Source organism: Shewanella eurypsychrophilus, from assembly GCF_007004545.3.
In the GTDB taxonomy this organism is placed as follows: Bacteria; Pseudomonadota; Gammaproteobacteria; order Enterobacterales; family Shewanellaceae; genus Shewanella; species Shewanella eurypsychrophilus.
In genome coordinates, this window is record NZ_CP045503.2 from 627,851 (window position 1) to 640,546 (window position 12,696).

8 protein-coding genes are annotated in these 12,696 nt (G+C 43.3%); 2 read left to right on the top strand and 6 right to left on the bottom strand.

From position 1 onward, the window contains the following. Window positions 1–448 precede the first annotated feature (448 nt). Window positions 449–3,457, top strand: a complete 3,009-nt coding sequence (locus FM038_RS02590) for a TonB-dependent receptor (RefSeq protein ID WP_142871818.1) — start codon at window positions 449–451, stop codon at window positions 3,455–3,457. A gap of 460 nt (window positions 3,458–3,917) precedes the next feature. After that, complete coding sequence (locus FM038_RS02595; protein WP_142871819.1) at window positions 3,918–6,608, top strand: TonB-dependent receptor domain-containing protein; 2,691 nt, start codon at window positions 3,918–3,920, stop codon at window positions 6,606–6,608. 71 nt (window positions 6,609–6,679) lie between these two features. Here FM038_RS02595 and FM038_RS02600 read toward each other — a convergent pair whose 3' ends face one another. From FM038_RS02600 to tatC, 6 genes are all read right to left on the bottom strand, one after another. Then, window positions 6,680–7,216: a thioredoxin family protein gene (locus FM038_RS02600; RefSeq protein WP_142871820.1), complete on the bottom strand. Its 537-nt coding sequence runs from the start codon at window positions 7,214–7,216 to the stop codon at window positions 6,680–6,682. Between the two features lie 323 nt (window positions 7,217–7,539). Next, window positions 7,540–8,556, bottom strand: coding sequence for a porphobilinogen synthase (gene hemB / locus FM038_RS02605; protein ID WP_142871821.1), 1,017 nt, complete (start codon window positions 8,554–8,556; stop codon window positions 7,540–7,542). 83 nt (window positions 8,557–8,639) lie between these two features. Further along, on the bottom strand, window positions 8,640–10,511 hold the full coding sequence (locus tag FM038_RS02610; protein WP_142871822.1) for a sensor domain-containing diguanylate cyclase: 1,872 nt from the start codon (window positions 10,509–10,511) through the stop codon (window positions 8,640–8,642). Then, the gene (locus FM038_RS02615; protein ID WP_142871823.1) at window positions 10,498–11,337 is read right to left on the bottom strand and encodes a TatD family hydrolase; all 840 of its coding nucleotides are present in this window, start codon (window positions 11,335–11,337) and stop codon (window positions 10,498–10,500) included. Before FM038_RS02615 ends, FM038_RS02610 begins: the two co-directional genes overlap by 14 nt. Next, the gene (locus FM038_RS02620; protein ID WP_142871824.1) at window positions 11,337–11,870 is read right to left on the bottom strand and encodes a hypothetical protein; all 534 of its coding nucleotides are present in this window, start codon (window positions 11,868–11,870) and stop codon (window positions 11,337–11,339) included. Before FM038_RS02620 ends, FM038_RS02615 begins: the two co-directional genes overlap by 1 nt. 55 nt (window positions 11,871–11,925) lie before the next feature. Beyond that, window positions 11,926–12,693: a twin-arginine translocase subunit TatC gene (gene tatC, locus FM038_RS02625; RefSeq protein WP_142871825.1), complete on the bottom strand. Its 768-nt coding sequence runs from the start codon at window positions 12,691–12,693 to the stop codon at window positions 11,926–11,928. Between the last annotated feature and the right edge of the window lie 3 nt (window positions 12,694–12,696).

Genomic DNA, 12,696 nt, shown 5'->3' on the forward strand with positions numbered 1-12,696 from the left:
CCATAACGAGTTTCCAACTAACCACTCCCCATCCCTAATAGACTTTCTGATAGCAGTTTATCTAAAAGTAAGTCATCTATAGCCTGTTTGTTTTGCATTGCAGCACAAGGAGTAAATCCCCACTCCCTCTGATTTACGATTCCTTTTCTCAAAACCACACAGAAACAAATCAGTTTAAAAAACCATTTCAGATATAAAAAAACATACTTTCGACCAAATTGTTAAATCTATTAACAATTATCATCTTGTAAAACTTGAACATACTAGGTTTATCACTGTTTATACTCTCCAAATTACCTGACTATGGGCTTTTTTGGTATATTGCAGATTGTATAAAGTATGTAAGCTGTGTTATCGTTTTGTTGCGCTTAGTTCGCTTTGTACCCAAATCAACTAATAATATTTTTGCTAAGCGCGTATTCAGAGAAGGTTTAAGGGAGAATAAATTATGTCTGGAAGTAACGCGTTTAAGCGATTTACACCAAGAAGAACGCTAGCAGCAATCGCTGTTGGTTCAGTGCTGATGATGTCAGCGCCAGCTGCTATGGCAGCCGATACGAGTATTGTTAAGGGTCATATTGTCAACAGTGACGGTGTCACGGTAGCTAATGCGACCATTACTTTGAAACATAAGACTAAGGGTCTTGTGTATACGGTAGAAACGAATGCAAAGGGTGATTACTTCTTACGTAATGTTCCCGTTGGTGACTATGACGTTAGTATCACTAAAGATGGATTTTCTAAGACTCAAGAGTCGGGTGTAAGAGTTAGTATTGGTCAGCCAGTGATCTTGGATGGACAATTAATCGCTGTCGGTGCTGACAATGTCGAGCGTATCGCCGTTACTGGCAGCATGATACGTCGTGTCGATATGAGCTCATCAACTTCTGGCGTCACTTTTAGCCAAGATGAACTCAATACAATGCCTGTCGATTCAGGTTTTGAAAATATCGCTCTGCTTGCTCCTGGCACATCAGCTCCTGGCGGTGAAAGCTTTAATGGAGCATCAAGTTTTGGTGGTTCATCATCTGCTGAAAATGCCTATTATTTGAATGGCCTTAATATTACCAATATCAGAACTGGCCTTGGCTCACTTAGCCTACCTTGGGAAGCGATTGCACAGACTCAAGTTAAGACTGGCGCGATTACTCCAGAGTTTGGCAGTGCCATTGGTGGTGTCGTTAATGCGGTATCTAAGTCTGGTGATAACGAGTTTCATTTTGGGGTTGAGGGTCGTTGGGATCCGGCATCGATGAGATCGTCTCATGATTCAATCTATCAAGCCGATGGAACTATCGATGGTGACAATAACACCATGCAAAACTCAGAAGATTTCAAGCAAGCCAGAATCTGGGCAAGCGGTGCAATCATCGAAGATAAGCTGTTCTATTATGGTTTATATGAGCCGAGCCAGAATGATTTTGAGTGGGCTACTCAAACGGTTTATAAAGAGAAAGATCGTGAGTCTAATCGCTGGTTCGCTAAATTAGATTGGTACATGACAGAAGATCACTCTATCGGCTTCATGGCGATGAACAATAAGCGTACCTGGACGACAACGACCTATGCCTATGATTGGGAAACCAATAAAATTGGTGATCAGCAAGGTATTGCTGCACCGGGTGAAGATGGTGGTGAACTCTATAGCATAAATTATAATGGCTACATCACCGATGACTTCTCTGTGTCTGCTGTGGTTGGTCGAGTTGAAGAAAATGTAGAAAATCGTGTTGCTTCTTCAAACCCTGGTGTTTGGGATGAGAGAAATGGTTCATTTGTTACTTTGAGCCAGCATACTAACTCTACTGTTGTTGAGCAGCATTATGTACGCGATCAGGCTCGTATCGACTTTAACTGGGATCTTGAAGATCATGCTATCAGCTTTGGTGTCGATTACAGCAGTGTAGCGGTTGATTATTCAGAAGACCAAAACGGTATCGGTGAAGCACAGGGTTGGTGGACAATTGCAACCGCTGGTGCCAATGATATCTCTGGCGCTGCAGAAGGCGAAGACTATATTGAGCGTCGCCGTCGTTCGACCTTTGCTAAGAATGATTCAGAGGTGAGTTCATTAGCTTATTATATTAATGATTCATGGCAGGCTACTGATAACTTAGTTATCAATGCTGGCGTGAGAGTTAATAGTTATAAAAATACCGTATCTGATGGTCGAGCTTATGTCGATCTAGATAACCAGATAGCACCAAGACTTCAGGCTATCTATGATATTCATGGTGATGGCACATCTAAGATATTTGCAACATACGGACGCTACTTCCAGCCTGTATCGGTCAACATGAACATCAAGCAGGGTGGTTCGCAGCGAGAAGTGTTTGACTATTATGAGCTAGATCAGCTTGATAGTGATGGCCATCCAATTATTACTGCCGATGGTTCTCCTAGCCGTGGTGTTAATATTCGCGATACACGTGTCAGACAGCAAGGTATTACTGAGCCAGGCTTAATCGCATCATCTTCACTCGATTCTATGTACTCTGATGAAATTACTGTTGGTTATCAGCAGGAAGTATTTGAGACTATGTCTGCCGGTGCTCGTGTAATCTGGCGTGACCTAGGTCGCGGTATAGAAGATACTGATGTTGAACCGATTTTAAGTAAGAAGTTAGCTGAGCTTGGCATCGAAGATAATGTTGGTCAAGGTTCATACTATGTGCTGCATAACCCAGGTGAAGCGGTAAACTTAAGCTATGATTTTGATGGTGATGGCCAAGTCGACAACGTGACACTTTCACCTGAAGAGATGGCACTTGATGCTATGGAACGTCACTACTTAGCGCTCGAGTTAACGCTCGATGGTAATGTGACTGATGACTTCCGCATTAACTCCTCTTACACCCTGTCGCATAACTGGGGTAACACAGAGGGCTTAGTTAAAACAGATAATGATCAAGCCGATCCAGGCTGGACGACATCTTATGATTATGGCGACCTAATGGACCATGGTTATGGCGACCTGCCAAATGATCACACCCATGTGTTTAAGTTTAATGGTAGCTATGACATTACCGAAGAGTTGATTCTTGGTTTTGTAACTAGCATTAGCTCGGGTCGTCCGCAAAATGAATTCTCAGTTCACCCTGAAGGCGTAGATAGCTGTGCGCCGGGTAATCCATGGGATGCATGTATCAGCCGTTATTACGGACATGCTAGTCACTATGACGAGAATGGCAACCCATCTCCACGTGGTACAGCTGGTACTTTACCTTGGGTAACCAAACTTGATCTTTCCTTGATGTATAGAACAGAGCTATTAAGTGGTGACTTCAGCATTAAAGGCACAGTTTACAATGTGTTGAATACAGACACTGCGACAAACATTAATGAAGAGCGTACAGCTTATGGTGAAGATGGGCTAATGCTCAATCCGAACTATGGAATGACGACTGAACGACAAGAAGAGCGTTACTTCTCACTTGTCGCTCGTTATGAGTTCTAAATAACCTAGCTAAGAGAAAAGGCCGCATTTGCGGCCTTTTTTATTTATGGGGCATAGATACATTCGTTCACTTCATTCTGTCACTTATTCCATTCAGACATATTTAGATACTTTTTATGCTAATTGCATTTTTAGTTATTATGAATCTTGCACCGATAAATTTATCAGACTTAAGCTTATGGTGAGTAAGCTGTCTTAACTTATGTAACTCAGGCTTTACTGAGTAAGTAGCTAATTACTAGTCGGAAAAATATTTTTTATAAATGTGATTATATTGCATAAATACTCTAAATCACCGCATAAACTAAAACCATACCCAAGAAAGATATATTGCATACAAAATACAGCATGTGATACATATGTTGTCGCCATGTTTTGTTGTTGTTTGATTTTTGGTTTCAAACATCAAAGTTAACTGAGCATAGGACCTATAAAAAATATATTCTTGGGAGATGGAAGTATGAAATTTAATAACCTTGCGAAGCTGGTTAGTTTAGCCTGCGGTGGTGTAGTAGCACTATCTGCACCCGTATATGCAGTAGAAGCTGATGACGATGCGGTAGAGCGTATCGAAGTTACTGGCTCACGCCTTAAGCGTGTCGATATGGAAGGTGCAAGCCCAGTAACAACCATTACTGCTGAAGATATGGCAACTGCAGGTTTCTCGACAGTGGGTGATGCATTGAGAGCATCGACATTGAACTCCTTTGGTTCATACGGCGGCACATCAAACAACAGCTGGTCATCTCAAGCAACTATTCAGCTTAAAGGTGCCGATGCAAGTCATACACTGACATTGCTTGATGGTAAGCGTATGGCCAAGTCTCCAGTCTTAGGTGGCGGTGCAACCAACATCAACACTATTCCTACAGCAGCGGTTGAGCGTATCGAAATTCTCTCTGACGGTGCCTCTGCGATTTATGGTACCGATGCCATCGCTGGTGTTATTAACATCATCTTGAAGAAAGACTTTGAAGGTGTTGAAGTTAAGCTTCGCGCTGAAGATCCTGCTGCTGATGGTGGCGGTGATAACCACTCAGCCTCATTTACTGGTGGCCTAAGTTCAGATAAAGGTAACTTGATGTTCACTATTGAGCATTTTAAGAAAACAGGTATTACCTTTGGAGAACGTCCATATACTGCTGCACACGTTAAAGATGGCCAAGATCCAAGTGATTTTCAAAGCTGGATTGGTCTGAGTCAAACAGGTCGTACAATCGATATGGGGCCAAATGGCGGTTGGGAATATCAAACACCATTTACTAATGAAGGCCTAGATTGTGGGGATGTTTATGGTGAAAACTTCACCGGACCTTTGAGCGATAGTGCATATCCTGGGGAAACCTCTTGTGCCTATGACTATACTAAAGCGGCTTACAATGATGTTGACCAAGAGCGTACATCTACACTACTAAACTACTCATATAACATCAGTGATGATATTGAGCTAACAGCGCGTGCATACTGGGCATCGAATAAGACCACTGATGTGTCTGCACCTATCCCTGGATATATCAGTTTCCCACAAGCTATGCCTGCTTATACTACTGCTGCCGGACTAGATCTACGTGCAGTGCCTGAAGGTGGCGCGATGAAGTATCGTTTCGATACCGCAGGTAACCGAGTCCGTGAAAGTACCGATAACATCTATGACTTCTTAGTGGGTCTTGATGGCACAACTGATAGTTTCGATTGGAATGCATCTGTGTCATACAACAAGTATGACGTATTCAAATGGGGAACTGGCTATCAATTGATTGGTGCTACAACTGACCTCGTTGGTGCTTGGGATGATGATAGCAACTCATTTGTAGGTTGGGATCCGCGCGATCCAAACTCAGAAATGCCTGGCGGTGCAACAGCTAACTCTGATGCTCGCTTAACAAGCAGCGCATTAGAAGTTGATGCTGGTCTTAGTTTCGAGTTGTTTGAACTTGCTGGCGGTGCAACTGGTCTGTATGTTGGCGCATCATATCGCGAAGAAAAGCTCGACTCGCAGGTTGATGCCCTAGATGAAGCAGGCTTAATTGCAGGTGGTAGTGGTGGCGCTGGCGGTAGTGGTGAGCGTGATGTTAAAGCGGTCTTTATGGAGATGGCTTTCCCGGTTCTCGATAACTTAGAACTCAACCTTGCGGCGCGTTACGATGAATATTCTGATTTTGGTGGCACATTCAACCCACAAGTTTCAGTGCGTTATAACGTGCTAGAGCCGTTATTGATACGTGCATCTTGGGGAACAGGTTTCAGAGCACCGACTTTGGCGGATCTGAACCAATCTACTAGTGTTGGCTATAACGATGTGACTAACTACCTTAAGTGCTATGAAGATGGTTTAGGTATCGATGGCTGTGATATCGAAGATAATGTACCTGTTTCTATCGGTCGTAACGAGAACTTGGGCCCAGAAGAGTCAGAAAGTTATAATGTTGGTGTTGTTTGGGACATTACAGATAACTTCAATGTATCTGTTGATTACTGGTCACTTGAGACTGAAGGTCTAATTAGTTCTTTGAATGATAGTGAAATCACCCGTGCTCAAGCTGAGTTATGGCAAGCTGCTGATGCTGCTAGCCAGCCCCGACCTGATATAAGCACTATCTACCCTGGTACATCGGTGAGCCAAAACGGTGCGGGTAAGCTAACGGCAATGAATAATGTCATACAAAACATTGGTTTGAGCGAGCGCCAAGGTGTTGATACTAAGTTTGCATCTACCTTTGAAACTGAAGTGGGTGACTTTAAGCTAGGACTTGCCTGGTCTCATTATTTAAAGTATACAGATTCAATGCCAGTAGGTGGTGTACAGACTGTCTCACGTAACTGGAGTGGTACTGAAGATTATCCGGATGATCGCGTTAACTTTTCTGCTAACTATTTAGTCGGCGATCATAGCTTGTTCTATCAAGCGGATTATGTCGATCACCAGTCTACTGAAGACGAGAATGAAAACGGTAGCAGCTACCAGATTGATTCAGTTGTCTACCATACGCTAAGTTACTCATACACTATGCCTTGGAACAACACTGTTTCAGCAGGTGTGAACAACTTGACTGATGAAGATCCAAGTTTCCGTGCTAATGGTGATTATGAGAGCAGTATTTATGACATTATTGGTCGTTCTTACTGGGTGTCTTTCACTCAAGCTTTCTAAATTTGTTTAGTTAAATAATCGACACAAAAAAGGCACTCATCGAGTGCCTTTTCTTTTTAAGTCAAATGTTATCAGTTTAGAATTTTTGCTAAATCAATTTCTAATGACACTTCTGGACGTTCTACGATACGGCCAATCTCTTCACCTTTTTGCATGACAATAAAGGTTGGGATACGGCTAAATTCATACTGTGCTGCGAGTCCTTCTGGATCGGCTTTCTGGCGATCTACACCAATATAGGTCACGGTGATATTTGGGTTGTTAACCTCTTCCATGATTCGGATAAAACGGGGCGTTTCACGGTGACAATCAGGACACCAGGTACCGATGATCACAATGATTTCGGTAGGCTCTTTGAGAGACTTGAGCGGAGTAATCGCCGCAGTATCTACTTCGTATTCTTTATAACCTTCAGTAAAGTCATCTAGTTCTGTCACTAAGGTTTGTGCACTTACATCACCGGTTAAAATCACTTCTTGTTTCTCCTCGCTACAGGTGGCAATAAAGCCATCTTGCTTTTCATCGAATGCGCAGCCGCTGTCAGCTAATGTTTGGCAGCTAAAAAAGAGGGCGGTAGTGGCAAGTAATGCCTTGACGCTTTGATTCATGATAATACCTCAGGCTCGGGGGAAATGGCTAGTGCTGCTATATAGTAGCGACGCCTGTATTTAAGCATTTAGTGCTAGAGTGGAACAGCAACACTGCTGATAAAGGCTGGTTGGATCACTATCTATTTGTACAATTACTTGTATCGGTCACATATTGCCGTAGTGAACAGCTAATAAATAAACCTCTCTGTAACGATGGATAAATTATTAAACATGGTTTTATCAAGTGATGCCTTTTGCTACAGACTGCGCTTATAAGTCAGAATAGCAGGCGTAAAAAGACCGCAATAGATGCGGTCTTTTATCGAGAAAGGCGAGTAAGATTACTTAGCTTGATCCTCTTTTAACCACTGAGCTGCTCGTTTGGCGAAATAGGTCAGTACTCCATTAGCGCCAGCACGTTTGAAGCACATCAGTGATTCCATTACGATTGCTTTCTCTGCTAACCAGCCATTCTCAATCGCAGCCATATGCATCGCATATTCACCACTAACTTGATAGGCAAAAGTAGGCACAGCCAGCTCAGTCTTAACCCTAGTGACTATGTCTAGGTAAGGCATGCCAGGTTTAACCATGACCATGTCAGCCCCTTCTTGAATATCAAGGGCCACTTCGTGGAGTGCTTCATCACTGTTGGCTGGATCCATCTGATAGCTATGTTTATTGCCACCCTTAAGGTTACCAGCAGAGCCGACGGCATCGCGGAATGGGCCATAATAGTTTGATGAGTATTTCGCTGAATAGGCCATGATCTGCGTGTTAACGTGACCCGCTTCTTCCAATGCTTGGCGAATAGCACCAATACGGCCATCCATCATATCTGATGGAGCAATGATATCCGCACCAGCTTCGGCGTGAGATAAGGCCTGCTTAACTAAGATTTCTGTGGTTATATCGTTGAGGATATAACCATCTTCGTCGATGATTCCATCTTGTCCGTGGGTGGTGAAAGGGTCAAGCGCCACATCTGTCATAACACCCAAATCAGGGAAAGCTTCTTTTAGCGCACGTACAGCGCGCTGTGCAAGAGCGTCAGCATTATAAGCTTCTTCGGCGAGTAGGGTTTTCTTCTCTGATGGTGTGACAGGGAATAAGGCGATTAACGGAATACCAAGTTCTACAAGTTCTTGTGCTTCTTTTAATAATAGGTCGATAGAGTAACGCTCTACACCAGGCATAGAAGCGATTGTCTCTGTACGATTATTACCTTCAAGAACGAACATAGGGTAAATTAAATCGTTGACTGAGAGAGTGTTTTCGGCCATTAAACGGCGGCTGAAATCATGTTTACGCATGCGGCGCATTCTACGCTGAGGAAAAGCACTAGTAATTATATTCACTTTCGACTCCTAACTTTGTTCTCAAATAATTATGACCCTATTTGGCCCTATAATTATTGACTGAGTGATGTTGATAATTGTGACTAAAGAGTGTCTGGGGTATATGTCATCACCCGATTTCTACCATCATTTTTGGCGCAATAGAGTGCCTTATCCGATTGTTCTAGTAGCTGAGTTGGGTGTTGTTCTGTGTTGATGATCTCAGCGCTGACTCCAATGCTTATAGTTAGAGGAATTAAGTGGCTCTCCCAAGTGATTGGTAGCACTGCAACAGTTTGTCTGATCCGTTCTGCGACCAGAGCTGCTCCATCTTCGTCGGTATTGGGTAATATGATAGCAAACTCTTCTCCGCCAAAACGTGATACCAGATCTCCTGGACGTTTTAATTTTTCATTTAACGTTTGCGCGATCAACCTGAGCGCCTGATCACCAGCGAGATGGCCATAGGTATCATTGATAGATTTAAACCGATCGATATCCAACATCAAAATGGCCATAGGGGTTTGCTGTCTTCTGCTTAAACGCCCCTCTGCCTGTAAGCGTTTATCGAATGCGGCGCGATTCTTAACCCCTGTCAGGCTATCTATGGTTGCTTGTTCGGTGAGTTTTTGATTTGCTTCGTTAAGTTCTCGCAAAGCTATCTCGAGCTCTAAGGTTCTACCTTGAACCATCTGCTCGAGTTTTTCATTACTTTCAGCTTCTATCTTGAGGGACTCTTCGCGAGTCTCTCGAATGCGTTGTGCTTGTATGACTGCTTCTTGCTGTATTTTTAATTTTGACTTGCGTTCATCGTTATACCGAATCGCAAGTACAGCGGCCATAAAGACAATTTCGAACAATAGACCTAGCATCAAAGGAGTGAGGTGAGATATTGGTAAATCCAGTAAGCCTAAATACATGGCAGCTGTCACAAAGGAGCCAACTAGCATACCACTCCAGGCTAGGGTATAGAGTTTAGCGAGTTTATGTCCCTTCATTGCTTGGATCAGCGCCATGATCATCAAGGCTACTGTTACGATAAGTACGGCTAGAATGTTAATGTACAGACTGACAGTGTAATTTATAAAAGGTGTGATAAAAGCCAGCAAAACTGCTACAAAAGCCCCGTAACGACACAGCCTGAGCATGCGTAAATTATGGTACTTAAGCTGCAATACTTTTTCGGTAAACAGTAAGGCAAAAAACATCGTTGTAGGCACTAAAAACGGGATCATGTATTTTTGTAGAAGGGGCCAATCAGGCCAGATGAAGCGAAATGCAAAGCCATGCAGTGTTGCAACCAATAAGGTGACAGAGAGTACATAACCTGAGTAATAACTGTAGCTAAATGAGCGAGAGCTAATGGCAATGAATAGGCTAAATAAGCCGATAGCAGTGAGTGCACCGAGTTGAAAACCATTTGTCAGTGAGCTTGCTTCTATGTCTTTTGCAAAAGAGTTCGGTGATGACAAGCTTAAAGGCAGTGACGCACTGCCTTCGGTTTCGATTTTTAGATAGAAAGTATGTAATACATCCGGTTCGAGCTGAAAAGGATAAAGAAAGTGGTTATTAATTATTGGCCTTTGATTAAAGGGCAGGCTGTCACCCATAATCATTTGATGCTTCACTTGCCCATTAATAACATGATAAAGGGAGATGTTATCTATGTGGGGATTTGCCAAAGACAGAATGCGATCTATCGGTGTGTTTTCAGCGTTGTAGATACTAAACCTCACCCAGAATGCAGGTATACCAATGCGATTATTGTCGTCTGGGGTTAATCTTTGCCAGCGGCTGGAACTGAGCTGTCTAACAGTCGTAATATCATCGGCATGTTCGGCGGGTGTGTGATAAAGCCAATGGGTTAGAGCCAGTGCTCCTTCAGCATCTTCTCCGACGGCGAGTAAGGTTTCTGAACGAACTTCAGAAACCATGAATAACGAGAGAAACAGCAGAAAGAAACTAGCTGGTTTCATCGGCTGTACATACTTGAATATGCGGTGGCTGCAGATGTTGCAGACCAAAAAAGTCAATACTGTTATGGTAAACCTGTGTGACAAAGGCCTCGGCAGGTTGGCCTCTTAGGTTAGCAATATATTCAGCAATATAGGGTAAGTATTGTGGCTCATTTTTACTCGATTTTGGCTTAGGTCGCATACTGCGAGGCAGCAGATATGGACTATCAGTTTCTATCAAAATTCGATTGTCGGGTATATTGGGAACTAGCTCGGCAAGCTCAGCTCCTCGACGTTCATCACATACCCAGCCAGTGATCCCTATATGCAAATCAAGATCTAAATACGCTTGCAGGCTCTGTTTATTACCAGTGAAACAATGCAGCAGGGCCGCAGGAAGGGAAGAGCGATATTCTCTCAAAATTGCGAAAAAGTCTTCATGGGCATCACGCTCATGCATCAACACTGGCATTTGTAGCTCGGCGGCTAATGCGAGTTGATCTTCGAAGGCTTTTCGCTGCATGGGGCGCGGAGAGAAATCACGATTATAATCTAAGCCGCATTCACCAATAGCAACCACTTGCTTCGCTAGAGTGAGTCGTTTTATCTTCTCGGTGCTATCGGGCAGCCATTCGCTGGCGTGGTGAGGGTGTGTACCCGCGGTGCAAAAAAGCTGATTGGGGTATCGCTGGCACAGTGTGATTGCATCAGTACTTTGTTCGATATCGCCACCAATAACGATGAGCGGCGAAACCCCTTGGATCATCGCGCGTTGGATGACCTCATCAGCATTTTTCTCAAGCGCGCAGCCAATCAAATTGACAGCAATATCTATATATTGTGGCATTACTTTAGGCGTTTAACCTTGATGGTGGAGTTTCTTTCTTTTACTCCTAGGTAAAACGCACCAAAGGCACCTTTTTCAATATAAACAGTTTGTCCTGCTGCTAGCTTAAATCGCTTGCTATCACTTTGCTTCCATACTTGACCATTAGTGAAGGATATCTTTAGTGACCCATAAACATCCTTCTTTATTGAATCGACATCTAAATAAATTTTGTTAATTTCTTTATCAGCTTCTTCTTGGTCTTTTTTTATGCCGGCACGACCAAATTCATCTTCAATGTTGGCAGGGACCGTGGTACCTGTCGCTGTGACGGTTTGAGCTTTAGAAACTGCAGCAACGCTAGTTACTGAAATTGCTGTAGCATCACTTGTGACTTTTGGCGCGCTTTTCACGCTTCCTGCTAATGTGTCATAACAGATCAAGCGATCTAGTTTATCCGCTTTAGCGCTACAGGTTGCCAATCCTTGTTCCAGTCCAGCACTAGCTTGAGCCGATACCAGTATCGCTGCCGCGGTAATCCAACTTATGCGCATGAATATTTTCCCTTATGATATTTGAGCGCGCCATTTTTAACTAATTAGCTATAGCTTATTTAGTTTCTTGGCCAGGTTCATCCTGTTTGTCTTGCTCATCGTCTTCTTCATCATCCTTTTTACTGTAGAAACGAGCAGCAATCAATCCCCCTTCGAATAAAATTAACATAGGGATTGCTAACATAGTTTGCGAAATGATATCTGGAGGTGTCAGCATCATACCGAGCACAAAGGCACCCACGACAATATAGGGGCGTTTTTCCTTAAGCTCTTCTGGAGTCGTGACTCCAGCCCAGCAGAGTAAAACGACTGCAATTGGGATCTCAAAGGCTAAACCAAATGCAAAGAACAACTTGAGAATAAAGCTGAGATAGCTAGTGATATCCGTTGCGACTTGCACACCTTCAGGGGCTGCACTGGCAAAGAAGCCAAATACAACTGGAAACACGACATAGTAAGTAAAGGCTATTCCTAGGTAAAACAGAAAAGTACTACTGGCCAGTAAGGGGAACATCAAACGCTTTTCATGCTTATACAGGCCGGGTGCTATGAATGACCATATCTGATAGAGCACGTAAGGGATCGCGATGAAAAAAGACAATACTAATGTGAGCTTAAAGGGGGCGAAGAAAGGTGCCGCCACATCGGTAGCAATCATGCTAGTGCTTTCAGGCAAAGCTTGCATCAGAGGTGTTGCCATATAATGATAAATATCATTAGACCAATAGGCCAGGCAGGCAAACACTACGAGCACACTAGCAGTTGCGTGTAGCAATCGGGTGCGCAGTTCAAGTAAATGACTAATTAGAGGCTGTTGAGACATGGA